The following is a 25,163-nucleotide window of genomic DNA, read 5'->3' on the forward strand; positions in this document are numbered from 1 at the left end:
ACCTCACCGGCAAAAAAAGGGCCGGCCTGATTTTTTTTGGAAGCCGGCCAGCCCTTTCGCCTTGAACGATGAAAGTAAGATAAGTTTTTACTCTCAATCAGTCAAGGCTTTTGCTTACATTTCTTGGTTGTCAGACCGGAAGTGCGATACTGGCCTTGAACGATACGGCGCTAAAAAGGGACTCTAGACCGGCGCTATGAGCTTGCCAGAAGCGAACAGAACGACAGCGCTGCGAAGACTGTCAAAAGACGGACGCTCTGTGCATGGTCACAACGTCCGGTCACATGGCTGTTGAGTGATATGCAGCATGTGGCGCGCACCGAGAGGTGTAACCGCTTAATCGAAAGATTGGATTCGGAACTAATGCGAGGGCAATGGAAGCCTCCTCGCCGGCCTGACAGCCTTTGTTCTTTACCTACCTGTTGAACGGTGTCAACAGACAATCCCCCGCCTGATAGACTCACGAGACTGAAACACTGTCTCTTGCATGTGTTCTATCAGGCGGGGGATAGACCTATTCCCGGTGGTAGTATGAAGGAAGAGTCAAACACACTTCCCGGCGAGCAACCATAGACGACCGACCGGAATGAGCGAAGCGAGTGAAGGGCGGCCAAGCCCAAAGGGCGCGGAGGCGAGCGAAGCGAGCGCTTGCACTCTGCTTCTTCGCTTACCGCTCAAGGATCAAAATGCGCCATCAACAGAATTAAGTAGCCAACAACAATAGCAACCAAGGATAGGGGCGTTACCGAAAACACATAGTGCAAACCCTGCCATGTCTCCGGACTGGCGACCCAATCCTGCATTGACTGTTTCTTGTTGTAAACCGCTCCTACAAAATCGAGAAAAGAGAGAGACCACCACAGGCCATAACGTAAAAATCGATAGATCTGGTATAGTATTATGCCCCACCCGCACAGAAATATGAACATTCCCGTCAGCCAATGGCCACTTTCATAATGACGCACGCTGTTACCTCCTACGGCAAAACGCTCTAAACCGTCAAAACGCATGGACCGACATAAACCGTCAATCCAAATCTTGGTCGGACTACATCTCGAACTGCTATTGATTGCGGACGAATTCAGAGATCAAGGACTTGCTCGCCGACTTATAGCCGCCAAGTCGTTACGAGCGAGCTCAGCCATTCCCACAAGTCCCATATCCGGCACACAATACGCAGGATATCGAAAAACAACTTGAGGAGTTCAAGAGGATTGGAGGACCGGCGGGATTTAGTATTGATCTTTGCGCGCCCGTTTTTTCGCCTGTGCCTGCGAGAAGACATTGTTGTGTCCTTGCTGCCAGCACTCTTGCGCGTCCGCAATAGTTTATCCCACGCCGTCGCTTCACGCAACAGCGGACAAGCCCGAGAGTGATCAGTCAATATTGACTGATCTAACCCATTGATATTTATGTTTAATATCTCTTGACGCCGACTCCCAAATGATTCAGATCTTGTGCCGCAACCACGAAAGGCGAACACATGACTGCGATCTACATGAACGACGAAGACCATTCCCGGTATGTCGATTCGATCCTCGACAGCTTCCTCGGCGGAATCCTGAAAGACCGTATCCGGGACGACGTTGTCTTGGCGCTCGGCGAGCACCTTGGCATTTGGCCGGAGAGCAGCCGTTCGGACGATGAGGAGTGATCGCCAGCATCTGGTTTCAAGGCCAAAATCTGCAAAACGTCGCTTATAGATTAATACATGCCGCATAGAAGACAGCCATCTAACGTTTTCATGATATTAAAAAGCAGAGATAAGGATGGTGACTTATGAAGACTTCTGCGGACTATCAGCGTGAGTATCGGCAAAGGAAAAAGAAGGAGGACAGCCGGAAGGCCGACGCCGCAAACCCTGTGTTCCGCCGCCCGTTTAACGAGTATTATGATTGGCAGGACACCACTGGCGTGGATATCCCATTTGACGTGATGGGAGTTGACTGGCTGACATTTGATGATGACAGCGGACCCAAGCCTAAGACTGATCAGATCGACCCGGAAGAATTTGCGGAAGACTACGCGGCTTTCAAGGGCTCTTTGGGTCGCGCTGAATTGACAATCGGCTGCCTCTTGGACGCTGCCGTTGCATTGGCAGAAATTGTCAACGCCTACAAAACGGAAGAGATCGCAGCACGCATCGCTGAAATCGAAGCGGCCGATCTCACCAACCCGGCCATCAAGAAACAAGCGCTGGCGGATATCGCCAAGCTGACCAGATACCGCGACGAACTTTCGAAGTCAGTCCGGTGGACCCTTCCACAATGGAAGGTCAAGGGCGAATAGCCCTTTCAAGAGCGCCTATCGGGACGGGGCCAACCGCCCGATAGGCATAGAATGCCGACTACCAATCAACATTCAACGCCCCGAGGGGCGCAGCACAAGGACAATATCATGACTACACCATCTATCGCAACGCGCTCGAATGAGAAGTGCGCCGAACGCATGAGCCGGAAGCAGTTTAACGGCTTCCTCTATGACCTCTTTGAGTGCAAGGGTGACAACAGCGTTACGGCAGACGCCCTCTACGAGGCCGAAGATTTCTATGTTGAAGTTTTCGCGAACTCGCCGGCCGGCTTGATGATTGCCGTGCATCACGGCTTCGCCGGCTTCAATTATCAGACCGTCGATGTTTATCGACCGGCGACAGACAAGCCGTTTCAGGTTGTCTCGCAGGAGGCTGCATAATGGCTAAGGGCAAGTTTCTCCGCACCGTCACGCGCACCATCAACGGCGAGGAATTCACCTTCCACGCCTTCACCAACCACGCGATGATGCATGTCTATGGCCGTGGTGACGCACGACCTGAAAGCACAGGTAGGCTCTATTTGGACGATCCCGGCAACGTGGTGATTGGCAGTTTGATCAATAATCTTCGGGAACGCGGCACCGTGCAACCCGGCGCATGGGGAGCCGCGTAACATGACCAATCTTAAACAGTCGATCGAACGCGAACTTTCTAAAGTTCAGCGGTTCGCCGCAACCATTGAGCACCACGCCGCGAACGGCACCCTTCTCGACATGATCCTTCCCAATGGCAAGCGCTTGGGGGATTGCACAGGCGAGGAAGTCGGCGAGATCGGCGCTCGGATGACCGAAATCAGCAAGCTTCTCGGATCTCAGGACCAGAAGCCGCGCGTCCGCGTGAAAGCGCTCAGCCGCGCAGCGTAGTCGATCAAGTTTGATGACATACGCTCTGCACAGTCCAAGCTCGGCGGCGGGCCGCGCCGGTTATCTTGTTGCCGCCCGCCAGCATTGGGAGCACTTCGAATATGTGACGACCTGGGCGAACGCGCGTCACTTCAATAGCATTGATGAGGCCGCGTTCGCCGCGACAAGTTCCCGACACCATGTCGTTCCGATCAGTGAGCGGGATTGGCGCGACCTTCATTCGATCTGACAACCAAGCCCGCCGGTGAAGATCGGCGGGCTCGAACTGTTGTAACGCTGCAATGCTCCGGCCGTATGGCCCGGAGGCTCAGACACGTCCTCTTAGCTTGGCGTAGATCGAAGTGATTCGAAGTAGAGACGTGTAGCAGGCTTTATTTTTACCCATCGTCTGAGGGTTGCTGTTCGCAATCTCTTGATAGACTTGCGCCGCCGCTTCGATGAGTTCTTTGTCGGTGAAAGATGACGGAACATCGAGCGACCACGTTCCATTCTTGTCCTCGCGCACGAACGCCGAGTGAGCTGCAAGGATAGGAAATATAATGCCATCGGGCACTTGAACTATCGCCCTAGCCTCTCGTTCGATGGACCGCAGACGGGTTCCCTTGAAGCCCTGGTGCCCCTTCCACCGCTCGTAGAGATTCCATGCGGGGCCGGCCAGATCCAGAAAACAATCCAGCACTTCGGATTGAACCATTTCCTCGACCCGCTGGAACAGCTTCAGGCACTTGGTCTTCTTGCTGTAGGTAAAGGCTTTGTTAACGCCATCCGCGCCATCGGCAGACGTAACGACGCGCTTCAAAACATCCACGGGCATTAGAGCGAAAGTGACCTGGATCAGCTTTTCTGTGTCGAGGTATCCTTCCTCGTCGTTCGTAATCAGATCGGTTTCACGTTTGCGCAGCTTGGCGTTCGGGACATGACGGCGGACCGAGGTTTCCAGCTCGTCCAACTGGCCCTTGCGACCAGCTATCGAGATCGCCCGAACGTCGTTCTGGAAATTTCGGGCAATCGAGATATCTGCGACCAAGTCAGGATCGTTGGTGACTATGATCTCATAACGGATGCTAGGTTCAAAATCGGGATTGTTGGAATTCTGATCGAAGAAGCGCTGCAATTCGCCCTGAGTCTGCGAACCGTTTATGATGCTCGCATCGGTAAGCTGCATTCGCTTGTTTTTGTCATCGACTGCGGCATGAGACGCCACAATCACCATGCCACCGTTTAGGATGCTGAACAGATCGGGCGTGTCTACGAGGGTCTTGCGGATTGCCTGGTGCACAAGCGTTGGCGATCGTTTCTGCTTGCCCTTTGCATCGACAAGATATTCGCGAACGTTCTCGTTGTCATCCAATTGGAGAACAGATGAACTCGGTGCGTAGCCAGCATAGACCTTACGATCTTCGTGCTCATCTTCGGGAGAACTAATATTACGGCAGGTATGATACGCGAACGAAATCGTCGCGCCTTTGAGGCTCGTAGCCATTTTTTGCTTCCTTTTCCACCGGCCGCAACTTTAAAGACGCATCCACCTGGATGATCCATGCGAGCCGATGCGTGGATGCTGCATATACCTTCTCGGCCTGTCAAGGGCCTTCGGCCTTTCTTGAGGCGTTTTCCCCAAATGATGATGGTTGCCTAAAGCCGGCGGTTTGTCACATTTTTCTAGCGCTATGTCTGACGATGGAGAGTTATCCACAGACAATCTCTGCTACAAAACAGCACACAAATCTGCTATCAATTAACTGATTTCATTGGCTATTTTTTGGAACCCCCGTTTCCCATCTTCTCCGCCATTTCATGGCTGTCGATCTACCCAATTCCCCAACATCTTTGACACAGTGATTTGCGGCCATAAGCCGCGAACTCTTGTGCTGGCCGTGCTCGTCAGGAACCTGGGCCGCCCAATGGCGTTAGGCCGTCATTACGGTCCTGTGGCGCGCTGGGAGTTTGAACGGGGATGGAAAAGCGGGCCTCTCTTGTGATTTTCGGAGTCGGCCTGGCCGTTCTGACGGTTCTTGCGCCGAGTGCGATGTTTCTGGTGTTCGCTGGCATTCTTCTCGCGATCCTTTTTCGCGCCTGCGGCGATGGGTTGGCGGAAGCCGCGCGCGTCAAGCCGGTCTATGGCTTGGTGTTTTTTCTCGTTTTGCTGGCGAGTTTCGTGGTTCTCGCCGTCATGGCCGCTGCTCCGGCGATATCGGAGCAGATCACCGCCATTACAAAAGCGCTGCCCAAGGGGCTGGCCAAACTGAAGGAATGGATCGACGGGTTCGGCTGGGGGCAACGATTGCTCAATCGTGATTTTTCCGAAGCGATTCGCTGGCCCGCCGCGACCAATGTCACCACCGGGGTGTTGTCGTCGACATTCGGAGCGCTCGGGGATTTCGTGATCATCCTGTTCATCGGTCTTTACGGCGCTTTTGATCCGACGCGCTACAAGAAAGGGATCATCCTGCTGTTCGCGCCGTCGATCCGGCTCGAGGCCGAGGAGGTTCTGGCCAAATCAGTGGCTTCGCTGCGCGACTGGATCGTGGGCCAGTTGATCGCCATGGCGCTGATCGGGCTGCTGACCGGTCTCGGCTTGTGGATTATCGATATGCCGCTGGCTTTGCTGCTTGGGCTCATCGCCGCCATTCTCGCCTTCATTCCGAATATCGGCCCGGTGCTCGCCGCCATTCCGGGCGTGTTGATCGCCCTGCCGGACGGCATGAACAAGGCGCTGCTGGTCATCGCGATTTATGCCGGCGTCCAGACATTGGAGAGTTATGTGGTGACGCCGCTCATTCAGAGGCAAAGAGTGAAGTTGCAGCCGGCTTTCGTGATTTCCACGCAGATCCTGTTCGGAGCGCTGTTTGGACTGATCGGCCTGGCCATCGCCACGCCATTCGCCGCCCTCGCCAAGACGCTGGCGCTCGAGCTTTATGTGAAGCGATATCTGGAACGTGAAGACGCAATGTCCGATAGCAGGGCGAGAGACAGGGACGAATCCGGCGCGTCGATGCCGACTTACGGCGCGGCGCGCAAGGCGTCAAACCCCTGATTGCGGCCTTGCTCTTTTCTTCGCGAGCGCAAATGATTGATGGAAACGCCCAGGTGGATGCGCTTTCGGCGCCGGAGCCGAAAAGTACCCGGCATCGCTCCGTCGAGACAACGATTGGCCGAACCACACGCCGCACTTCATCCGTTATCGTCACAAACCTGCCGAATCAAACGCCAAAAAAGCGGTTACATTAGCTTTCCCGGATTTTCTTAAGGGCCTTTTAGCGACCGCGCCTCATAGTTTCCCAGGATTTTTCGGAAACCGCCATGCTGCAATCGCTACAAAACACAATCCTGGAATTGATCGCGATCGGGGAGCCGCTCAAGCCCACGCTCGATAGGCTCTGCTCGATGGTCGAAGACATCATTCCAGATATTGTATGCTCGGTCCTGGAAGTGGATGCGCAAGGGCGCCTGCACCCGCTATCCGCGCCCTCCCTGCCGGCCTATTACTGCGACGCGCTTGAGGGATTGGCGATCGGCCCCAAAGTCGGCTCCTGCGGCACGGCGGCTTTTCTCGGCAAACCGGTGATCGTCACCGACATCGCCAATGATCCGCTCTGGGAAGACTACAAGTCGTTGCCGCTGCCGCTCGGTCTTCGAGCCTGCTGGTCCACGCCGATCATCAGCCAAGGCGTGGTGATCGGCACATTCGGCTTCTATTTCAGCGAAACGCGCGGACCGACCGAGTTCGAGACAAAAATCGTCGCCGCCAGCACGCATCTCACGGCAATCGCCTTGGAGCGCGAGGCGCGCGTGCGGGAGCGCCAACGTCTGGCCTTCACCGATTCCCTGACAGGCCTGCCCAACCGGGCCTGTTTCAATTCGCGCTTCGATGAGATTCTCGCCCAAGGCGATCTGGACTGGGGATTGATCCTGGTCGATCTCGACAATCTCAAACTCGTCAACGACACGTTCGGGCATGGGGCGGGCGACGCCCTGATCTGCGCGGTGGCCTCGCGCATCACGCCCATTGTCGATGGCGACCGACTGTTCCGTCTCGGGGGCGACGAATTCGCGTTGATCGCCCCGCTCGACGGCGACGGAAGCCTTCAGAGCGCGGCCCGCGCCATCGGCCAGGCCATGGAAGCGCCTTGCGACTGCGCCGGAAACGTGGTGCATCCCTCGGCCACCATGGGCGGCGCGGTAATCCAGCCGGGCCAATCATCCGAAGCTATCCGGCAAAGCGCCGACCTCGCGCTCTACCATGCCAAGGAGCGGGCGCGGGGCGGCTTCGTCACCTATCAGGACGGGATGGGAACGGCGATCAGCGAGCGTTACCGCGCCATTCGCGAAGTGACGCTCGCCCTGTCGGAGCAACGCATCGAGGCGTTCTACCAACCGATCATCAACATGCGAACTGGCGCCGTCATTGGACTGGAGGCATTGTGCCGCATGCGCAATCCTGACGGCTCGGTCACGCCGGCCGCAGCTTTTCACGAGGCCACGAAAGATGCGCGCGTCGCCGCAAAGTTGACGCGGGTCATGCTTGACAAGGTCGCCGGCGACATGGCGCGGTGGAGCGCGATGGGGCTCGGCGGCTTCCATGTCGGTGTCAATGTATCGAGCGCCGACTTCCACAACGGCAATCTGCGCGAGGGCCTGGACGAGACATTCGCGCGCCAGGGAGTCCCGCGAGACCGGCTGATGATCGAGGTGACGGAATCCGTTTATCTCGATCAGCGCGACCGAGCGATCGCCGACGAGATCGGTCGCCTGCGGAGCCAGGGCATAAAGGTCGCGCTCGATGACTTCGGGACCGGCTTTGCGTCTCTCACGCATCTGATGACCATTCCCATCGATGCGATCAAAATCGATAAATCCTTCACCCGCGGCGTGACCGAGCCCGGACCAAGTCGCATCATCATGGAGGGCATCGTCCAAATCGCCCAGAGACTGGGTCTGACTGTTATCGCCGAAGGCGTCGAAACTGCCGAACAGGCGACAGAATGCTGCCGGATCGGCTGCAATGTCGGACAGGGATATCTTTATGCACGGGCCGCGCCGTTCGGCGTGGTGACGGACATGATCCGCGACAAGGCCGTCGACCTGTCGATTTTTCAACGCAGCGCCTAGAATTTCGCGCGACAATTCCTCGTTTTGGAGGTTACGCATCAGGCTAAGCTCGCGCTCCGCCCAAGGGCGGACGCCGGCGCCGGATCTATCCGATTGCGAGGAGCATGATGAAAGCGTTCGTCAGAGAAGAATTTATCCTCAGTCTGCCGTTGGTTGCCGGTGTTTTGGCCTTCTCCGGCGAGAGTTGGATTCTCGGTCTCGGTCAGGCGGCGAGCCTCATGGCGGCGGCGGCCATCGTGGCGGCGATCGTCATGGCCTCGGTGCGCGTCGCCAAACATGCCGAACATCTCGCCATCCGCGTTGGCGATCCCTATGGCACGATGATCCTGACGCTGTCGGCGGTGGCGGTCGAGGTGATCATTCTCGCCATCCTGATGCTCGATTCGGAGTCGACGACGCTTGTCCGGGACACGATCTATTCGGCGGTCATGCTGGATATCAACGGCATTCTCGGTCTCGCCGCGCTGCTGGGCGGCCTTCGCTTCGGCGAGCAGCCCTACAACAATGATTCCGGCCGCACCTATAGCGTGATGATCCTGACCGCCATGGGCATTTCCATGGTGGTGCCGGAATTTATCCCGGCGGCCAAATGGCATTATTATTCGGCCTTCACCATCTTCGCGATGGTGACGCTCTATGCGCTTTTTCTGCGCATGCAGGTCGGCCAGCACTCCTATTTCTTCAGCTACGCCTACACATCGTCGGACCGCAAACAGGCGCAGCCGCACGAAGAGGAAGACGGGCATGAGGACGAAGGCGTGCCGATGGCGTTTTCCATCGGCGTGATCATTCTCGGCGTCGTGCTGATCGGCGGGCTCGCAGAGGTCATGTCCGCCTTCCTCGATCACGGGCTCGAGGGCACGGGCGCGCCGCCGGCGCTGATGGCGGTGCTGGTTGCGGCGATTTCGGCTGCGCCGGAGATCCTGACCGCGCTTCGGGCGGCCTTGCGCAACCGCATGCAGGCGGTGGTCAACATTGCCATGGGCGCCTCGCTCTCCACGGTCATTCTCACCGTCCCCGTCATGGAGGCGATCGCGCTGTTCAACGGCCAGCCGCTCACCATGGCGATGACGCCTGTGCAGACGGTGATGGTGACGATCACGCTGATCGCCGCCGCCATCAATCTCAATGACGGCGAGACCAACGCCATTGAGGGCATGACGCATTTCGTGCTGTTCGGCGCCTTCGTGATGCTGACCATGCTGGGGCTGTAAGGGACAGGAAAGCGCTTGCGCCGGAAACATCGCGCGCCCATTTGTGTTCTGTCAGTTCCCGAGACTTGAAAGCCGTCCCATGCTCGATTTCGTCAACACCTATGCCGCCCTGCCCGACCGGTTTTACGCCCGGGTTCATCCCTCCGGCGCGCCGAGCCCGCGGCTGATCGCCTATAACCGCGATCTCGCCCGCGAACTCGGCCCCTCCTGGGTAGCGGTCGATGACGGGACGGCGGCGGCGGTGTTTTCCGGCAATCAGGTGCCGGATGGATCGATCCCGATCGCCATGGCCTATGCCGGCCATCAATTCGGCGGCTTCTCGCCCCAGCTCGGCGACGGCCGCGCGATCCTTCTCGGCGAGACTGTGGACCGTGACGGCGTCAGGCGCGACATCCAGCTCAAGGGCGCGGGCCGCACGCCCTATTCGCGCGGCGGCGATGGCCGGGCCGCACTCGGCCCTGTCATCCGCGAATATATCGTCAGCGAAGCCATGCATGCGCTGGGACTGCCGACGACGCGGGCGCTGGCGGCTGTCGCCACCGGCGATCAGGTCTATCGCGAGACGTCGCTGCCCGGCGCCGTGCTGACGCGGGTGGCGAAAAGCCATGTGCGGGTCGGCACCTTCCAGTTTTTCGCCGCGCGCGGCGACACGGACGGCGTCAGGGCGCTGGCCGATTATGTGATCGAGCGGCTCTATCCCGATCTCGCCAGCGAAGCCAATCCCTATCTCGGATTGCTCCGGCGCGTCGCCGAGCGGCAGAGCGCGCTGGTGGCGCGCTGGATGCAGATCGGCTTCATCCATGGGGTGATGAACACCGACAATTCCTCGATTTCAGGCGAAACGATCGATTTCGGCCCCTGCGCCTTCATGGAAGCCTATGACCCGGCCACCGTGTTCAGCTCCATCGACCGGAACGGCCGCTACGCCTATCACAATCAGGCCGGCATCGCCCAGTGGAACCTCGCAAGGCTGGCCGAGACGCTGCTGCCGCTGCTCGCCGATGAGCTCGACGCCGCCGTCGAAATGGCCAATGCGGAGGTGCAGCGCTTCGGCCCGCTCTTCACCGGCCATTGGGTGACGGGGCTGAGGCGCAAGCTGGGTTTAACGACCGAGCGCGACGGCGACGAGCCGCTGATCCAGGGTTTCCTCGATCTGCTGCAGGCCGGGGAAGTGGATTTCACCCGCGGCTTCCGCCTGCTGGCGGATGCCGCCGAGGGCAATGACGGCCCCTTGCTCTCGCTCTTCGTCGATCCGGATCCTGTCACAGCTTGGTTAAAAGAGTGGCGGCAGCGTCATGAGGGCGAGGAGATCACGGCTGCAGAGCGCGCCGCGGCGATGCGGGCGGTCAATCCCGTCTATATTCCCCGCAACCACCTGATCGAGGAGGCCATCGTGGCGGCGACGGAGCGGGAGGATTTTGGCCCCTTCGAGAGGCTGCATGCGGTGCTGGCTGAGCCCTATGTGCAGCGCGCCGATGTTGCCGCGCGCTATGAACTGCCGGCCGAGCCCGATGAGCGGGTGCTCCGCACCTTCTGCGGCACCTGAACTGACGGGAACTTCCCTGCACTGCCCAACGTTGATGTGACGAACCGAACAGGAGGTTTTCACATGGACAATGTCGAATCGCAGGTCATTCCCGAACGGGGCGGCAAGCAGGGCTTTACGGTCGAATTCGTCAGCCCGGGCGGCGACATCATTTCGGTTTTCATGCCGAAGGGCGATGACGCGGACTTGAACCGGCTGAATGCCGAAACCCGCGCCCGCCAGCTGATGGCCGATATTGTCGGCATGGACGCGAGCCAGCTGCGCGACGTGACCGACATCCCAGCTTCCCAGCGGCGATCGGCGCGTCAGGCCGGCGACACCGGCGAACTCGAAGACCAGCTGCAGGAAGGCTTGGAAGGGTCTTTCCCGGCCAGCGATCCGGTTTCGGCCACCAGCAGCACCGTATCGGGCAGCGGGCCGAAATCCAAGGCCGCCTGATCAGAGCAGGATTGCCCTGATCGCCAGACCCACCACGCTGACGGCGGCGACGCCGGCGACCCAGAGGCCGACGAACCAGAGGAGGCGCTTCCCCGCGGAAGCGCCTCCGTCCTTGTTTTCCACTCGGTCACCCATCAGTGATATCCTTCTTCCGGATCCACCTTACCGCGGAACACCCAATAGGAATAGGCGGTGTAGCAGAGGATCATCGGCACCAGCACCAGCGCGCCGACCAGCAGGAAGGCGAGGCTCGAATCCGGCGCCGCCGCATCCCAGATCGTCAGCGAAGGCGGCACGATATAGGGATAGAAGGAGATGCCGATGCCGGCATAGCCGAGGATGAACAGGCCGAGCGCCGCCAGAAACGGCAGCGTGTCGCGATGCGCCTTCAGCCCGTAGAGCATCAGCGCGAAGCAACCCGCCACCAGCACCGGCACGATGACGCTGAAGATGGCGGTCGGCCATGCGAACCAGCGGCTGAGATAGACGTCGCTGAGGAACGGCGTCCACAGGCTGACGGCGCCCATGGCGACGAGCGTGGCGACCGCCGAGAGAGAGGCCAGCCGCCGGGCTTTGACGCCGAGTTCGCCCTGCGTCTTCATCACCAGCCAGGTGGAGCCGAGCAGCGCGTAACCGATGACCACGGCGATGCCGGTGGCGATGGAGAACGGCGTCAGCCAATCCCACCAGCCGCCGGCATAAGCGCGGTTTTCGATGCGGATGCCCTGCACCAGCGCGCCGAGCGCAATGCCCTGGCAGAGCGCCGCCGTGAAGGAACCGGCGAAGAAAGCCTTGTTCCAGAAGCCCTGCCAGCGATGGGTGCGCCAACGGAACTCGAAGGCGACGCCGCGGAAGATCAGCCCCAAGAGCATCAGAATGATCGGCATATAGAGCGCCGGCAGGATGGTGGCGTAGGCGAGCGGGAAGACGGCGAGAAGGCCGCCTCCCCCCAGCACCAGCCAGGTCTCGTTGCCATCCCAGACCGGGGCGACCGAGTTCATCATCACATCCTTGTCGTGCTTCTCCGGAAACAGCGGATAGAGGATGCCGATGCCGAGATCGAAGCCATCAAGGATCACATAGGCGAGCACGGCAAAGGCGATGATGGCGGCCCAGATGAACGGATAATCAATGAGCATGGGCGTTCTCCTTCATCTGCGCCGGGCCGGGATGGATGCCGGCGGAACGGATCGGCCCGCCGCCGAGATCCGGCATGGGATCGCGCGGCAGACGATGCATCAGCCGGAGGATGTAGAAGACGCCGGCGCCGAAGACGAAGAAATAGACCACGATGAAAGCGATCAGCGACGCCGCCACCGCCGGCGCGGCGATCGGCGAATGCGATTGAGCGGTGAGAAGATGGCCATAGACCGTATAGGGCTGGCGACCGACTTCAGTGGTGACCCAGCCGGCGAGCACGGCGACGAAGCCCATGGGACCCATGGCCAGCGCATAGCGCAGGAACCAGCGGTGGGTGGCGAAATCGCCCTTCCAGCGACGCCACAGGCTGAACAAGGCCAGCCCCAGCATGGCGAAGCCGAGCGCCACCATCACCCGGAACGACCAGAACACCACCGCCACCGGCGGCTGGCGATCGCGCGGGATCGTGTCCAAGCCGGCAAGCGGCGCATTGAGATCATGCTTGAGGATCAGGCTCGACAGTTTGGGGATCTGGACGGCGTAGTCGACCCGCTGCTCATCCTGATTGGGCAGGCCGAACAGGATCAGCGGCGCGCCCTCGGGATGGCTTTCGAAATGGCCTTCCATGGCCATGACCTTGGCCGGCTGATGCTCCAGCGTGTTCAGCCCATGGGCATCGCCGGCGAGGATCTGCAAAGGCGCGACCACGGTGATCATGCCCATGGCCATGGACAGCATTTTGCGCGAGCGGATCGGCGCATGCCGCCGGAGCAGATGCCAAGCGCCGACCGCGCCGACCACCAGCGCCGTGGTGAGATAGGCGGCGAGCACCATATGGGTGAGCCGGTAGGGGAAGGACGGATTGAAGACGATGGCCCACCAGTCGGTCGGGATGAACTGGCCCTCGTCATTGATGGCGAAGCCCTGCGGCGTCTGCATCCAGGAATTCACCGCCAGAATCCAGGTGGCCGAGATCAGCGTGCCCACCGCCACCATCAGCGTGGCGAAGAAATGCAGCCCCGGCCCGACCTTGTTGCGGCCAAACAGCATGACGCCGAGAAAGCCCGCCTCAAGGAAGAAGGCGGTCAGCACCTCATAGCCCATCAAGGGACCAATCACCGGGCCGGCCTTGTCTGAGAACACCGACCAGTTGGTGCCGAACTGGTAGGACATGACAATGCCCGAGACCACGCCCATGGCGAAGGCGATGGCGAAGATGGTCTTCCAGAAATCGAAGAGTTCGAGATAGACCCGGTCCTTCTTCCACAGCCACAGGCCTTCGAGCACGGCGAGATAACTCGCCAGTCCGATCGAAAAGGCCGGGAAGATGATGTGGAAGGACACGGTGAAGGCGAATTGCATGCGCGCGAGAAGAACCGCGTCGAATTGGTCAAACATGGCGCCAACTCCCTTTTTGTCGCGCCCCTCAAGACGGGCGCATTCATATTACGCTGGCGTCAAGACATCTGGATGTGCGGCTGACTTTTCTCAATTGGACAAGACGCCACGCGGTGTGTCGCCGCAGGCGGAACCGGAGGGAGTGGGGATTGTTCCGGGGGGATTACCTCGGATTCGATATCAGCCACTATTCAGACAGCGCGGCGATCAAATGCGGCCCTCGCCGCATAGGGAGAAACGCCGGCAGCAATGACCGAGGTTAGCGTGAGCGCCCTTAGGTTGCTATTCATCCGAAATAATTACATAAAATTGCAATGTCTCGATATAAAACGGTTTGAAAGAGTAGCAATTTCTCGCAAAAATTGTGGATTTCGTTTCCGGGAGCTGCCAACGAATCGTTACCTTACTTAAAGGTTTACAGACAACAGAGGTGAGCAAATGATTAAAGCAATCCGCGTTCAAAATTTTCAGCGAATTGATGCAGCTCTAAAGCTGGAGCTAGCCCCTGTGACTGTCTTGGTGGGTGAGAACGGCTCCGGAAAGTCTTCATTCTTGAAAGCAATACACTGGGCTATAAGGTGCGCAACATTAGCTGATGCTGGAAAAGTAACACTTGAACAAATGGATTACGTTCCAAGCAAGGATTTTCTTGACCTCGCGCACAAGCTCAAACTTCAGAACAGCTCTACGGGTCGTAAAATCTCGGTCACTCTAATTTCGGATGAAGACAAAGAAACCTCGATTTCTATTAGTGCCGCGCGCAACAATGCGGGCGTCAATATCTCAATACAAGGATCAATGGCACTAGAATTAACGGCCAACGATAAGCCTAGTACCGCCTACATTCCAGGAATAGCCGGGGCGGCGGAAGAAGAAACCATATTGGCAGTCCCTATCATGCACCGGAAGGCTGCATCCGGAGAGGGCGGTTCAGTTCTTCGTCAAATAGTCCTTGCATATGCCGTGGGTGGTGAAGGAACGGGGCAACAGCACCAACAGTTGGACGAACTATCAAAGTGGGTATCACTGGTGTTGCCAGAGACAACATTCTGGATAAAATTTGATCGGTTGCGTGACCGAAACATCGACCTGAAGTTTCTAACGTCCGATATGAAGGTTCAAGGGCAGAGCCACACTGTTGCCTGGAAGTCAATTGACATGGCTGGCACTGGCTTCCTTCAGGTTGTGCAAATTTTTGCTTATCTCTTATATTTTAGACCGAAGTTATTGCTGATTGATGAGCCGGACGCGCATCTACATCCGGGAAGGCAACAACGCCTTATCAAAGCTTTAGAGTTAGCATCTAAAAATTTTCCTGGCACTCAGATCGTTATTTCCACCCATTCCCCACATTTAGTCCGCGCCCTCTCTGAAGATTCTTGCATCCACTGGCTAGAAAATGGTTCAGCAAAAGCCAATGGGGATGTAGTTCGACAAAGAATGGGATGGAGTATTTTAGACAAGGAGCTCATTATTTTTACAGAGGATGGAAATACTGAAAAGTTACAGAATATTCTAAATCAGTGGCCGACACTCGCGCAAAAATGCGCGATTTGGCCCACCTTTGGCAAAGATAGCTTGCCCAACGGCCCTAAGGCGGTGACGCTTATGAATAAAATGAGGATCAAAATCCTTATCCATAGGGACAGAGACTTCATGTCCGATGCTGATGCAGCAGCCTGGTCAGCACTGAAAGATTACACTGCAAAAAATGTTCCAGTCTGGTTTACTGAGGGCTCGGACATTGAAAGCCATTTTTGCAAAATTGAACATGTTGCCAAGGTATTGGATGTAACAGCTGACGTGGCGAAAGAGATATTTGATGATGCACTTGCGAGCTTCGACCAAGGCGAGTGCATGCAGTACTTCTCCAGCGGCTACAACGAGGCAGTCAATAAATTACAAGCAGATCCCGATCGCAATCCAATCGCACGTTGGGAGGCGCTTGGGGGGTATAGTCCCGCGACAATAAAGGGTAAGAAATTTTTGACCCTTTTGGCAAAATCATGTCTGACGGTGTTGCCGGAACATGGGCTAGGGCGAAAGATCGGACTCCGCGCGAATCTGGGTAAGCCGGCAGAAGGTATTCCTATTTGTTCAGATCTTCGACAGACGATTGTTAGCATTTTGAAATGACCTTGTGAGGCGCTTTTCGTATGCGACATGGGTCCGCGAGGCGTTTTTTTTAAGCCACATGATTTCGGCGTGGGCGATCTTTCTTGCGACATGAAGGATCGGCATATTTTGCGCCACCATCCTCGAGATGTAATGACTGCACGGAGAATAATCCGTCCACTGACATCGCGTATAAAAGGACATCATCGACGTTCCCCTCAATGAAAATTCCGCCCCAACGGCCTCACCTTCCGCGCCATCTCCGCCTGCCGCTTTAAATCCTCCTTCAGCTCCGGCATGTCCTTGAACAGCGCGGTCACGGCGGCGCCAGGTTTGGCGCGGGTGCGGCTTTCGAGGACGGGGCGGCGGACTTCGTCGGCGTTGGCGAGGCTTTCGATCAGGCGTCCGTCGTCTGCGAGTTTGGCGAGATGGTCGTTGAGGTTTTCCACGCTTTCGGCCACGATATGGATGACGCCATCGGCCTTTTGCAGGCGGCCGCGCACGGCGACCAGCCGCGCGCCCATGACGATGGGCCGGTAGGCTTCGAAGACTTTTGGCCAGACGATGGCGTTGGCCACGCCCGTCTCGTCCTCGATGGTCATGAAGATCACGCCCTTGGCCGAGCTCGCGCGTCCCGCCAAAACGCCCGCTCCTTCACACCTACCGCCTCTTCAGCGACCGCTGGAAATCCTTCACTTCGGTGCGATAGAGCCAGGCGTCGTCATAGCCGATATGGCCAGAGGTTTCGGGGCCCGCGGGCGTGTTGTCCGTGGCGCGGAAGCGCTGGCGGTATTGGCTGGGGGTGATGCCCAGCCGGGTCATGAACACTTTGCGGAGATTGGTTTCGCTTCCCAGCCCCGACAGGCTTGCGACTTCCTTCTGCTCGCGATCGGTGTCTTCGAGCAGGCTGCAGGCATGGCGAAGCCGCGTTTCGGCGACAAATTTACCCAGCGTCAGGCCGGTCTGCTCCTTGAAGACGCGTAGCAGGCTGCGCGAGCTCATCGCAGCGCGCGCCGCCAGCGTTTCGACGCGCAGGTCGGATTGCGGATTGTCGATGATCCATTGCTGCAGCCGGCTGATGGCCGGCAGGTCGGAAAACTGCGCCTTGAGATGCATGCTGAATTGCGACTGACCGCCGGAGCGACGGAGATAGAGCACCATGTGGCGGGCGACTTCCATGGCGAGGGTGCGTCCGCAATCCTCCTCGATCAGCGCCAGCGCCAGATCCATGCCCGAGGTCATGCCGCCCGAGGACCAGACCTTGCCGCTGCGCACATAGATGGCGTCGTGGTCGACATCGACATCGGGATGCAGCCGCGCCAGCTGATCGGTGAACAGCCAGTGGGTGGCGAGCTTGCCCTGATCTGCTGCGCCGAGCGCCGCCAGCACGAAAGCGCCGTTGCAGATCGAGCCGACCCTCGCCGCCTTTTCCGCCCGGCGGCGCAGCCAGGCGATGATCTCGCTGTCTTGCGACAGGGCGAAGGCGGCGGGGCCGCCGGGGATCAGCAGCGTGTCGACATTCTCGGGCAAACTGTCGAAACTGTGGTTCGGCTGCAGCGTCAGCCAGGAGCCCGCCGCCTCCACCGGCGCGCCGTCGGATGAAAATGTGCTCAGCGTATAGATGCCGTTGCCCGAGATGTAATTGGCGAGCCCGAAGCATTCCATCGGCCCCGCGACATCGCTGGCCGACACGCCCGGATAGAGCAGCATGGCGACGGAGTGCTTTGGATGCTGCTTCATGATGTCTCCTGCGCGGTCCTGGATCCGGTTAGACACGATTTGACCATCCGGCGAAAGTCACAAGACTGTTTGCGCGCGATCCTGCCAATCTTCGCAACGATCCCGCCAAACTGCCTGTCGGCGACTGTGAGCCGCTTCCAGTCGGAACCGCTCGGGCCTAAGCTTTTCAGCAACATAACATCAGGTGAACGGCAAAGCGGCGTGGGCGACAGTGTTCGCACCGAACTCGGCTGCGCCTGAAGACCGTGGGATTGTCATGAAGAAATACGCGCTCAACAGCAATATCGCCAACCAGGTCGACATCGCCGAATCCGGCGCGCAATGGACCGTCGCCAAGGGCGTGACGGTGTCGGCGGGCAGCGGCTTTTACGGCATCTATGAATCCAGCGGCTATGAGAACAACTCCTTTATCATCAAGGGTGTGGTGACGAGCGCCCAGCAGACGGGCGGCGGCCTCTATCTGGGCGGCGCGGGCGATGTGGTGACCGTGGCCAGCACCGGCGTCGTCAAGGGTTCGGTCAGCATTTCGCTCCAGGGCGATAACCAGACGATCAACAATGACGGCCTGCTGAACGGCCAGATCTCGCTGGGCGCCGGTCATTACGAGATCAACAATACCGGCACGATCAAATCGAGCTATGCGGGCGTGATCTGGAGCGGCAACAATGTCGACTTCCACAATGATGGCGTGATCAAGGCGGATATGACTGCCGTCCTACTGACCAATGTCGCCACGACGATCTCGCTCGGCGACACAAGCGTGATTTCGGGCAAATACGGTTTCAGCCGACAGAACGACGCCGGACTGGACTCAAAAACCATCAACAATGGCTCGCTGACCGGCACAACGCTGTCCTTCAGCGGCGACGCCGGCAACGAGACGCTGATCAATCACGGCAAGATGTCGGGAGAGATCCGTCTTTATGAGGGCGATGACGTGTTCGACACGCGCGGCGGCGCCTTTGCCGGCGTGGTGTCGGGCGGGGACGGCGACGATAAATTCTATGTCAACAGCCAGAAAATTGCCGTCGTGGAATACACGAACGCTCCTGATGACGACGTCGACACGGTCTATGCAAGCGTCAGCTATGCGCTCAACACCGCCTATGGCGTGGAGAAACTCAATCTGCTGGGAAGCAAGAACATCAATGGCGCGGGCGACAACACCGACAACGCCATTTCCGGAAACAGCGGCCGAAACCGCCTGTCCGGCCTTCAGGGCGACGATACGCTGACCGGCAAAGGCGGCGCGGACATATTCGTGTTCTCCGACAGTTTCGGCGATGACACGGTCACCGACTTCAAGAATGGCGCAGACAAGATCGACCTGTCCGGCTGCTCCAACTTCGAGAGCTTCAAAGCATTGAAATCAGGTCATCTGACATTCGAGAAGGGCGGCGCACTGATTTCCAATGACGGCGATACGCTGTTCATCGCCAATCTCACCAAAGCGCAGTTGGACGCGTCCGATTTCATTTTCTGAGACCCCGCGGCGGCGGCGTCCTCTTGCCCGGATGCTGTCGCCAAACCGGCAGGCGCGAAAGCGCCTGCCGTTGTCGCCTCAATGAAAATTCCGCCCCGACGGCATCACTTTGCGCGCCAGTTCCGCCTGCCGCTTTAAATCCTCCTTCAGCTCCGGCATTTCCTTGAACAGCGCGGTCACGGCGGCGCCCGGCTTGGCGCGTGTGCGGCTTTCGGGCACGGGGCGGCGGACCTCGTCGGCATTGGCGAGGCTTTCGATCAGGCGTCCGTCGTCCGAGAGCTTGGCGAGATGGTCGGTGAGGTTTTCCACGCTTTCGGCCACGACATGGATGACGCCGTCGGCCTTTTGCAGGCGGCCGCGCACAGCCACCAGCCGCGCGCCCATGACGATAGGCCGGTAGGCTTCGAATACCTTTGGCCAGACAATGGCGTTGGCGACGCCCGTCTCGTCCTCGATGGTCATGAAGATCACGCCTTTGGCCGAGCCCGGCCGCTGTCGCACCAGCACCAGGCCCGCCACGCCGACGCGCACGCCATTCCTGACATGATCGAGATCCATGGATCTGAGCAGGCCGAGGCGTTCGAAATCTTGTCTCAGGAAGGAGACGGGATGCGCCTTCAGCGACAGCGACTGGGTGCGGTAATCATGGATGACATGCTCGCCCTCGGCCATTTTGGGCAGGCGCACCGGCTGCTCGTGTTCGAGAAGATCGGCGCCCTTGTTCTCGAACAGCGGCAGGCGTTCGGCCGCGCTCTTTTCATCCAGCGCGCGGACGGCCCAGAGCGCGGCGCGGCGGTCGAGCCCCAGTGAGCGGAAGCAATCGGCATCCGCCAGTCTTTCGATCACGGCGCGGCTCAGGCCTGAGCGCAGCCAGAGATCGCGCACCGACGCATAACCCTCGCCCCGCCGCTCGACCAGCCTGACCATATCGGCCTCCGCCAGCCCCTTGACCTGGTGAAAGCCGAGCCGGACGGCGAAGCGCGTGCGGATGACGCCGGCCATGGAGCGGTGGCGCGGATGGATGCGGGCGAGATCGAAGGCCTGCGGCTCGAGATCGCTCGCCCAGCCGGAATGGTTCACATCGGGCTCGCGCACCTCCACCCCATGTTCGCGGGCGTCGCGCACCAGCTGCGCCGGCGCATAAAAGCCCATCGGCTGGGAATTGAGGATGGCGGCGCAAAACACATCCGGATGCCGCGCCTTCAGCCAGCAGGAGGCGTAGACCAGGAGCGCGAAGGACGCAGCATGGCTTTCGGGAAAGCCATATTCGCCAAAACCCTCGATCTGCTTGAAGCAGCGCTCGGCGAAATCGGCCTGATAGCCGCGCGCGACCATGCCCTCGACCATCTTCTTCTGGAATGTGTGGATGGTGCCGACGCGGCGGAAGGTGGCCATGGCGCGGCGGAGCTTGTCGGCTTCGGACGGGGTGAAGCCGGCGGCGACAATGGCGATCTTCATCGCCTGTTCCTGAAACAGCGGCACGCCGAGCGTGCGGCCGAGCACGTCTTCCAACTCCTTGCTGGGATAGGCGACCGGCTCCTTGCCCTGACGGCGGCGCAGATAGGGATGGACCATATCGCCCTGGATCGGGCCGGGCCGGACGATCGCCACTTCGATGACGAGATCGTAGAAGGTTTGCGGGCGCAGCCTCGGCAGCATGCTCATCTGCGCCCGGCTCTCGATCTGGAACACGCCGAGCGTATCGGCGCGGCAGATCATGTCATAGACCTCGTAGCGCTCCTTGGGGATCGAAGCGAGCGTCAGCTCCCCCTGGTAATGGCGCTTGATCAGGCCGAAGGCCTTGGCGATGCAGGTGAGCATGCCCAGAGCGAGAATGTCGATCTTGAGGATTCCCAGCGCATCGAGATCGTCCTTGTCCCACTCCACCTGCGAACGGCCCTCCATGGCGGTGGGGGTGACGGGGACCACCTCGTCCAGCCGGTCGCGGGTGATGACGAAGCCGCCGACATGCTGGGAGAGATGGCGAGGAAAGCCCATCAGCACCGAGGCGTAATCCAGCACGCGGCGGGTGGTCGGATCAGATGTGTCGAGGCCGGCGGCGCGCGCCTCGCGCTCGTCAAGCGCTGATGACGACCAGCCCCAGACCGCGCCCGACAGCGCTGATTGCTGGTCTTCCGACAGGCCAAACGCCTTGGCCGTCTCGCGGCCGGCGGAGCGGGCGCGATAGCTGGTGACGGTGGCGGCGATGCCGGCATGGTCGCGGCCATATTTGCCGTAGATATACTGGATCACCTCCTCGCGCCGCTCATGCTCGAAATCGACATCGATATCGGGCGGCTCGCGTCGTTCGGGCGAAATGAAGCGCTCGAACAGAAGATCGGTCAGCGCCGGGTCGACCTCGGTGATGCCGATGCAGAAGCAGACGGTGGAATTGGCCGCAGATCCCCGCCCCTGGCAGAGAATGCCTTGCGAGCGGGCGAAACGGACAATGTCCCAGACGGTGAGAAAATAAGGCTCATATTCGAGTTCACGGATCAGCTTCAGCTCATATTCGATCTGGCCGCGCACCTTGTCGGACACGCCATCCGGATAGCGCTGGGCGGCGCCCTCATAGGCCAGCCGCCGCAGCGTCTCTTCGGGCGTCTCGCCCGGCACGGCCTCGTCGGGATATTGATATTTCAACTCGTCGAGCGAAAACGTGAGCGCGTCGAAAAAGGCGTTGGCGTTGGCGATCGCTTCGGGATGGCGGCGCAGCAGCCGGGCGATTTCAGCCGGCGATTTCAGATGGCGCTCGGCATGGGCGGCGAGCCGGAAGCCGGCGGCCTGCACCGTGACATGCTCGCGAATGGCGGTGACGACATCGGCGAGCGACCGCCGGTCCGCCTCATGCATCAGCGCGTCATTGGTGGCCAGGAGTTTCGCGCCGGTCTGGCGGGCGATATCGGCGAGCGCATGGTGATGGCGGCGGTCGAAGCCGTCGTAACGCGGCGTCAGCCCGAGATGGACATGATCGGCGAAAGCCTCGCGCAGGCGGGCGAGCAGATCCGGCAGGCGCTCGAAATCGGTGAGGCCCGGCATGACCGCGAGCATCATCCCCTCGCCCCAGTCGAGGAGATCGGCCTCGTGCAGCAGGCAATTGGCCTTGCCGCCGCGCTGGTTGCCGAGGCTCAGCAACCGGCAAAGCCTGCCCCAGGCGCGGCGATCGCGCGGATAGGCGAGAATGTCGGGGGTGGCGTCGGCGAAGGACAGGCGCGCGCCGGGGTGATAGGGCAGGCTCGCCTCCCTGGCCGCGAGATGCAGCCGCACCACGCCCGCCACCGTGTTGCGGTCGGCCAAGCCGATGCCCGACAGGCCCAGCCGGGAGGCGGCTACGGCGATTTCCTCCGGATGGGAAGCCCCTTCCAGAAAGGAAAAATTGCTGCGAAGGCCGAGTTCGCAGAAGCGGATCATCAGGCGAAGACTCCCTGGATGAACCAGCGCGGATCGTGATTGTCGCGCTCATAGAGGCCCTCGCGATAAAGCCAGTAGCGGCGGCCCGCCTCGTCCTCGATGCGGAAATAATCGCGCGACGGCGCGGTCTCGCCGTCGATCCACCATTCCGGCGCGATGCGTTCAGGCCCCTCGGCGCGGGCGACGCGGAAGAAGCTCTTGCGCCAGCGGAAGGTTTTCGGCGGCCCATCCGGCACTTCCGCCGTCGTCTCCACCGGCTCGGGATAGGTCAGCATGCGCAGGGGACGCGCGGGCCGATCAGTGGGCCAGACGGAGGCCGGCCTCTCCTCCACAGCGAGCGCCGGCATGAAGCGGCCGGCGCGTTCGGGCATATGGCTTTCAAACAGCGCGGGCCGCGTGATGAGATCGGGGCCGAAGCGGGCGGCCATCTGGTCGATAAACTCCGTGAGACTGTCATCCGTGCGGCCACGGCCGTCGAAATCCGGCTGCGCCTGATCAAACGGCGCAGACGTCAGCACATTGAGCCGCAGTGTCTCGAAGCCATAGCCGGCGTCGAGATCGTCCTGGGCGGCAGCCAGCCGGGCGCGAAACAGGGCGGCGATGCGGGCGGGGTCGCGAATGGGCAGGGCCGCGCCGGCGCGGATGGGGAAGACGCGACCATCGACGCGAAACAGCAGCAATTCGAATAGCTTGCCGCCCTCGCCGCGCGCTTCGAACAGGCTTTTGAGACTGTCGCCGAGATGGCGGAGCATAGCGAGAATGGCGTCCTCGTCGCCGATCGGCTCAGCGAGACGCCGCTCCGCCGACAGCGCCGCCACCGGCCGGCGCGGCGAGATCGGCTCCTCCTCAAGCCCGAGCGCCTGATCGAGCCTGAGCAGCAACCGCGGACCAAAACGGCGGGCGAGCGGCGCGCGCGGCTGGCCGATGAGATCCGTCGCCTGTTTCAGCCCGGCCTTGATGAGCAGCGCCACCGTCTCCTCCGGCAGGCGCAGCGCCCTGACCGGCAAGGGCGCCAGCGCCTCCTCCATGGCCTCAGGCATGACGATGTCGCGGCGGCTGTAACGGCAGAGCGCCGAGGACAGGCCGGGCGCTGACGAGATCGCCGCCCGCGCCTCGAAGCCCATATGGAAGAGCCGCGACAGCAGATCGTCGAGCAGCGCTTTTTCGCCGCCGAACAGATGCGACGAGCCGGTGATGTCGAGAAACAGGCCATCGGCGCCGTCCAGCGCCACCAGCGGCGTATAGCGGTCGCACCAGTCGGCCACCGCCTCGATCAGCGCGCGGTCGGCGGCGGGATCGGCCTCAACCACGTCGAGATCGGGGATCATAGCGCGCGCCTCGGCCGCGCCCTGGCCGGGCTTCAGCCCCATCAGGCGCGCCTCTTCATCCACCGCCGTCAGTCGCACGGCGTTGCGCTGCAGCGCTGCGCAGACGACGGGCGGATGCTCAGGACGCCCGTGAGAACGCCACAACCTGCCCCATCTGATCCGGGCGAGCCGATCGGTCGCCAGGCAGGGAAACCAGAGCGCCAGGATCCGCTGGCCGGTCTGCGGGCCGAACAGCGATCCGGCCGGGCTCGATTGCGCGAAAGAGACAGTCATCGGCGTTCCACTCCAGGTAAAAGTCGGGCGACAGGGGATTGCGGCTCTTTTCGAGCGTCACATGGAAAACGGGCCGGCCGAGCCCGGCCTCATAGGTCCGGCCACTGGGCATGCGCACAGGCGAAGACGGCGCGGGGCGCACGAGCAGCCGGCTTTCGGCGCTGGAGGCCTCCTCCCCGCCCCGCTCGCGCAGCAGGAAGACCGGCTTTTTGTGCGCCTTGGCGCGCAGGCTGATGCGGCGGCTTTCGGTGAGGCCGAAGCGGGCGGGATTGCCATAGACTTCGAAGACGACGGCGGCGAAGGAGGAGACGGTGAGCGCGGCTTCGGCCACCATCAGCGCATCCTTGAGCTTGCGCGGCGCGGCATGCAGCAGGCCTGCGGACGGCAGGCCATGCGACATAAGGCCGGGCGCATAGAGCCTTCCGCTTTCGCGCGCGCCCATGGGATCGGCGATCCAGAGAATGAGGCCCGGCCCGCGCCCCAGCGCCAGCCGCGACAGCGCCAGCGCAAAGCCGCTGGCCGCGCCATTGTCGGCGGTCGCCTCGGTGCGGATCTCATGCAGCGCCGCCCGCGCCAGCCCGCCGCCGAGCGCTGTGTCGAAGGGTTCGGCACCGGTTTCCACTCTCTCGTGAACGGCGGCTGTGGCCGCCCGATCCCAAGCCTGGCCGCGCGCCATCCGTCCCAGAGTCGAGACATCGGCGCTTTCCAGTCGTTCGATCTCGCTTCGCAGGGCGCACAGGTCCTCGCGCGCCAAAGCCGGCTCCGCCATGGCGTTGCATCCTCGTTTTTGT

General features: G+C 60.3%; 23 protein-coding genes. 13 read left to right on the plus strand and 10 right to left on the minus strand.

Annotation, left to right across the window (positions count from 1 at the left end; genetic code table 11):
* Positions 1-674: 674 nt before the first annotated feature.
* Positions 675-965, minus strand: a complete 291-nt coding sequence (locus M2360_RS18385; protein WP_280776710.1) for a hypothetical protein — start codon at positions 963-965, stop codon at positions 675-677.
* A 518-nt stretch (positions 966-1,483) separates the two neighbouring features.
* On the opposite strand from M2360_RS18385, the gene M2360_RS18390 reads away from it, so the two are divergent.
* The 6 genes from M2360_RS18390 (at position 1,484) to M2360_RS18415 (ending at position 3,403) form a co-directional block, all read left to right on the plus strand.
* Positions 1,484-1,654: a hypothetical protein gene (locus tag M2360_RS18390; RefSeq protein ID WP_280776711.1), complete on the plus strand. Its 171-nt coding sequence runs from the start codon at positions 1,484-1,486 to the stop codon at positions 1,652-1,654.
* Positions 1,655-1,779: 125 nt separating this feature from the next.
* The gene (locus tag M2360_RS18395; protein WP_280776712.1) at positions 1,780-2,289 is read left to right on the plus strand and encodes a hypothetical protein; all 510 of its coding nucleotides are present in this window, start codon (positions 1,780-1,782) and stop codon (positions 2,287-2,289) included.
* A 108-nt stretch (positions 2,290-2,397) separates the two neighbouring features.
* Complete coding sequence (locus M2360_RS18400; protein ID WP_280776713.1) at positions 2,398-2,691, plus strand: hypothetical protein; 294 nt, start codon at positions 2,398-2,400, stop codon at positions 2,689-2,691.
* Positions 2,691-2,924, plus strand: coding sequence for a hypothetical protein (locus M2360_RS18405; protein WP_280776714.1), 234 nt, complete (start codon positions 2,691-2,693; stop codon positions 2,922-2,924). Before M2360_RS18400 ends, M2360_RS18405 begins: the two co-directional genes overlap by 1 nt.
* A 1-nt stretch (position 2,925) precedes the next feature.
* Complete coding sequence (locus M2360_RS18410; protein ID WP_280776715.1) at positions 2,926-3,174, plus strand: hypothetical protein; 249 nt, start codon at positions 2,926-2,928, stop codon at positions 3,172-3,174.
* Between the two features lie 13 nt (positions 3,175-3,187).
* Entirely contained in the window at positions 3,188-3,403 is a 216-nt protein-coding gene (locus M2360_RS18415; RefSeq protein ID WP_280776716.1) for a hypothetical protein, read from the plus strand.
* 78 nt (positions 3,404-3,481) lie between these two features.
* Here the strand turns inward: M2360_RS18415 and M2360_RS18420 are convergent, their stop codons facing one another.
* Positions 3,482-4,657, minus strand: a complete 1,176-nt coding sequence (locus tag M2360_RS18420; protein WP_280776717.1) for an AIPR family protein — start codon at positions 4,655-4,657, stop codon at positions 3,482-3,484.
* A 474-nt stretch (positions 4,658-5,131) separates the two neighbouring features.
* Between M2360_RS18420 and M2360_RS18425 the strand changes: the two genes are divergently transcribed.
* The 5 genes from M2360_RS18425 (at position 5,132) to M2360_RS18445 (ending at position 11,484) form a co-directional block, all read left to right on the plus strand.
* Positions 5,132-6,211: an AI-2E family transporter gene (locus M2360_RS18425; RefSeq protein ID WP_280776718.1), complete on the plus strand. Its 1,080-nt coding sequence runs from the start codon at positions 5,132-5,134 to the stop codon at positions 6,209-6,211.
* Between the two features lie 266 nt (positions 6,212-6,477).
* Positions 6,478-8,286 carry an EAL domain-containing protein gene (locus M2360_RS18430; RefSeq protein WP_280776719.1) on the plus strand — a complete coding sequence of 603 codons (1,809 nt, stop codon included), beginning with the start codon at positions 6,478-6,480 and terminating at the stop codon, positions 8,284-8,286.
* Between the two features lie 107 nt (positions 8,287-8,393).
* Entirely contained in the window at positions 8,394-9,500 is a 1,107-nt protein-coding gene (locus tag M2360_RS18435) for a calcium:proton antiporter (protein WP_280776870.1), read from the plus strand.
* A 79-nt stretch (positions 9,501-9,579) separates the two neighbouring features.
* Positions 9,580-11,046: a protein adenylyltransferase SelO family protein gene (locus M2360_RS18440; RefSeq protein ID WP_280776720.1), complete on the plus strand. Its 1,467-nt coding sequence runs from the start codon at positions 9,580-9,582 to the stop codon at positions 11,044-11,046.
* A 63-nt stretch (positions 11,047-11,109) separates the two neighbouring features.
* Complete coding sequence (locus M2360_RS18445) at positions 11,110-11,484, plus strand: hypothetical protein (protein ID WP_280776721.1); 375 nt, start codon at positions 11,110-11,112, stop codon at positions 11,482-11,484.
* On the opposite strand, the gene M2360_RS18450 is transcribed toward M2360_RS18445, so the two are convergent.
* The 3 genes from M2360_RS18450 to M2360_RS18460 are packed head-to-tail and all read right to left on the minus strand — an operon-like array spanning position 11,485 to position 14,022.
* The gene (locus M2360_RS18450; RefSeq protein WP_280776722.1) at positions 11,485-11,619 is read right to left on the minus strand and encodes a hypothetical protein; all 135 of its coding nucleotides are present in this window, start codon (positions 11,617-11,619) and stop codon (positions 11,485-11,487) included.
* Positions 11,619-12,623: a cytochrome d ubiquinol oxidase subunit II gene (gene cydB, locus M2360_RS18455; RefSeq protein ID WP_280776723.1), complete on the minus strand. Its 1,005-nt coding sequence runs from the start codon at positions 12,621-12,623 to the stop codon at positions 11,619-11,621. Before cydB ends, M2360_RS18450 begins: the two co-directional genes overlap by 1 nt.
* The gene (locus tag M2360_RS18460; RefSeq protein ID WP_280776724.1) at positions 12,613-14,022 is read right to left on the minus strand and encodes a cytochrome ubiquinol oxidase subunit I; all 1,410 of its coding nucleotides are present in this window, start codon (positions 14,020-14,022) and stop codon (positions 12,613-12,615) included. The genes cydB and M2360_RS18460 overlap by 11 nt, the downstream gene beginning before the upstream one ends.
* A 438-nt stretch (positions 14,023-14,460) precedes the next feature.
* Here M2360_RS18460 and M2360_RS18465 point away from each other — a divergent pair, with 438 nt between their 5' ends.
* On the plus strand, positions 14,461-16,158 hold the full coding sequence (locus tag M2360_RS18465; protein ID WP_280776725.1) for an ATP-binding protein: 1,698 nt from the start codon (positions 14,461-14,463) through the stop codon (positions 16,156-16,158).
* Between the two features lie 197 nt (positions 16,159-16,355).
* On the opposite strand, the gene M2360_RS18470 is transcribed toward M2360_RS18465, so the two are convergent.
* Positions 16,356-16,778: an OB-fold nucleic acid binding domain-containing protein gene (locus tag M2360_RS18470; protein ID WP_280776726.1), complete on the minus strand. Its 423-nt coding sequence runs from the start codon at positions 16,776-16,778 to the stop codon at positions 16,356-16,358.
* Between the two features lie 19 nt (positions 16,779-16,797).
* Positions 16,798-17,877, minus strand: a complete 1,080-nt coding sequence (locus tag M2360_RS18475) for a GlxA family transcriptional regulator (protein WP_280776727.1) — start codon at positions 17,875-17,877, stop codon at positions 16,798-16,800.
* Positions 17,878-18,133: 256 nt separating this feature from the next.
* Here M2360_RS18475 and M2360_RS18480 point away from each other — a divergent pair, with 256 nt between their 5' ends.
* Positions 18,134-19,360: a hypothetical protein gene (locus tag M2360_RS18480; protein ID WP_280776728.1), complete on the plus strand. Its 1,227-nt coding sequence runs from the start codon at positions 18,134-18,136 to the stop codon at positions 19,358-19,360.
* 78 nt (positions 19,361-19,438) lie between these two features.
* On the opposite strand, the gene M2360_RS18485 is transcribed toward M2360_RS18480, so the two are convergent.
* From M2360_RS18485 to M2360_RS18495, 3 genes are read right to left on the minus strand one after another with little or no spacing between them, the layout of a single operon-like run.
* Complete coding sequence (locus tag M2360_RS18485; protein WP_280776729.1) at positions 19,439-22,771, minus strand: error-prone DNA polymerase; 3,333 nt, start codon at positions 22,769-22,771, stop codon at positions 19,439-19,441.
* A complete protein-coding gene (locus M2360_RS18490; protein WP_280776871.1) occupies positions 22,771-24,333 on the minus strand; it encodes a DNA polymerase Y family protein in 1,563 nt (520 codons plus the stop codon). The genes M2360_RS18485 and M2360_RS18490 overlap by 1 nt, the downstream gene beginning before the upstream one ends.
* Complete coding sequence (locus M2360_RS18495) at positions 24,218-25,141, minus strand: hypothetical protein (RefSeq protein WP_280776730.1); 924 nt, start codon at positions 25,139-25,141, stop codon at positions 24,218-24,220. The genes M2360_RS18490 and M2360_RS18495 overlap by 116 nt, the downstream gene beginning before the upstream one ends.
* Positions 25,142-25,163: the final 22 nt, after the last annotated feature.

The organism is Rhizobium sp. SG_E_25_P2, from assembly GCF_029892285.1.
Classification (GTDB): Bacteria; Pseudomonadota; Alphaproteobacteria; order Rhizobiales; family Rhizobiaceae; genus Rhizobium_E.

What these genes read in the sequence shown, in the direction of transcription:
- M2360_RS18415 (WP_280776716.1), top strand. Translation starts at nt 3,188, where the DNA reads ATGACATACGCTCTGCACAGTCCAAGCTCGGCGGCGGGCCGCGCCGGT.
- M2360_RS18425 (WP_280776718.1), top strand. Translation starts at nt 5,132, where the DNA reads ATGGAAAAGCGGGCCTCTCTTGTGATTTTCGGAGTCGGCCTGGCCGTT.
- M2360_RS18440 (WP_280776720.1), top strand. Translation starts at nt 9,580, where the DNA reads ATGCTCGATTTCGTCAACACCTATGCCGCCCTGCCCGACCGGTTTTAC.
- M2360_RS18495 (WP_280776730.1), bottom strand. Translation starts at nt 25,141, where the DNA reads ATGGCGGAGCCGGCTTTGGCGCGCGAGGACCTGTGCGCCCTGCGAAGC.
- M2360_RS18405 (WP_280776714.1), top strand. Translation starts at nt 2,691, where the DNA reads ATGGCTAAGGGCAAGTTTCTCCGCACCGTCACGCGCACCATCAACGGC.
- M2360_RS18430 (WP_280776719.1), top strand. Translation starts at nt 6,478, where the DNA reads ATGCTGCAATCGCTACAAAACACAATCCTGGAATTGATCGCGATCGGG.
- M2360_RS18410 (WP_280776715.1), top strand. Translation starts at nt 2,926, where the DNA reads ATGACCAATCTTAAACAGTCGATCGAACGCGAACTTTCTAAAGTTCAG.
- M2360_RS18485 (WP_280776729.1), bottom strand. Translation starts at nt 22,771, where the DNA reads ATGATCCGCTTCTGCGAACTCGGCCTTCGCAGCAATTTTTCCTTTCTG.
- M2360_RS18450 (WP_280776722.1), bottom strand. Translation starts at nt 11,619, where the DNA reads ATGGGTGACCGAGTGGAAAACAAGGACGGAGGCGCTTCCGCGGGGAAG.
- M2360_RS18395 (WP_280776712.1), top strand. Translation starts at nt 1,780, where the DNA reads ATGAAGACTTCTGCGGACTATCAGCGTGAGTATCGGCAAAGGAAAAAG.
- M2360_RS18435 (WP_280776870.1), top strand. Translation starts at nt 8,394, where the DNA reads ATGAAAGCGTTCGTCAGAGAAGAATTTATCCTCAGTCTGCCGTTGGTT.
- M2360_RS18460 (WP_280776724.1), bottom strand. Translation starts at nt 14,022, where the DNA reads ATGTTTGACCAATTCGACGCGGTTCTTCTCGCGCGCATGCAATTCGCC.
- M2360_RS18400 (WP_280776713.1), top strand. Translation starts at nt 2,398, where the DNA reads ATGACTACACCATCTATCGCAACGCGCTCGAATGAGAAGTGCGCCGAA.
- M2360_RS18445 (WP_280776721.1), top strand. Translation starts at nt 11,110, where the DNA reads ATGGACAATGTCGAATCGCAGGTCATTCCCGAACGGGGCGGCAAGCAG.
- M2360_RS18475 (WP_280776727.1), bottom strand. Translation starts at nt 17,877, where the DNA reads ATGAAGCAGCATCCAAAGCACTCCGTCGCCATGCTGCTCTATCCGGGC.
- M2360_RS18420 (WP_280776717.1), bottom strand. Translation starts at nt 4,657, where the DNA reads ATGGCTACGAGCCTCAAAGGCGCGACGATTTCGTTCGCGTATCATACC.
- M2360_RS18465 (WP_280776725.1), top strand. Translation starts at nt 14,461, where the DNA reads ATGATTAAAGCAATCCGCGTTCAAAATTTTCAGCGAATTGATGCAGCT.
- M2360_RS18480 (WP_280776728.1), top strand. Translation starts at nt 18,134, where the DNA reads ATGAAGAAATACGCGCTCAACAGCAATATCGCCAACCAGGTCGACATC.
- cydB (WP_280776723.1), bottom strand. Translation starts at nt 12,623, where the DNA reads ATGCTCATTGATTATCCGTTCATCTGGGCCGCCATCATCGCCTTTGCC.
- M2360_RS18390 (WP_280776711.1), top strand. Translation starts at nt 1,484, where the DNA reads ATGACTGCGATCTACATGAACGACGAAGACCATTCCCGGTATGTCGAT.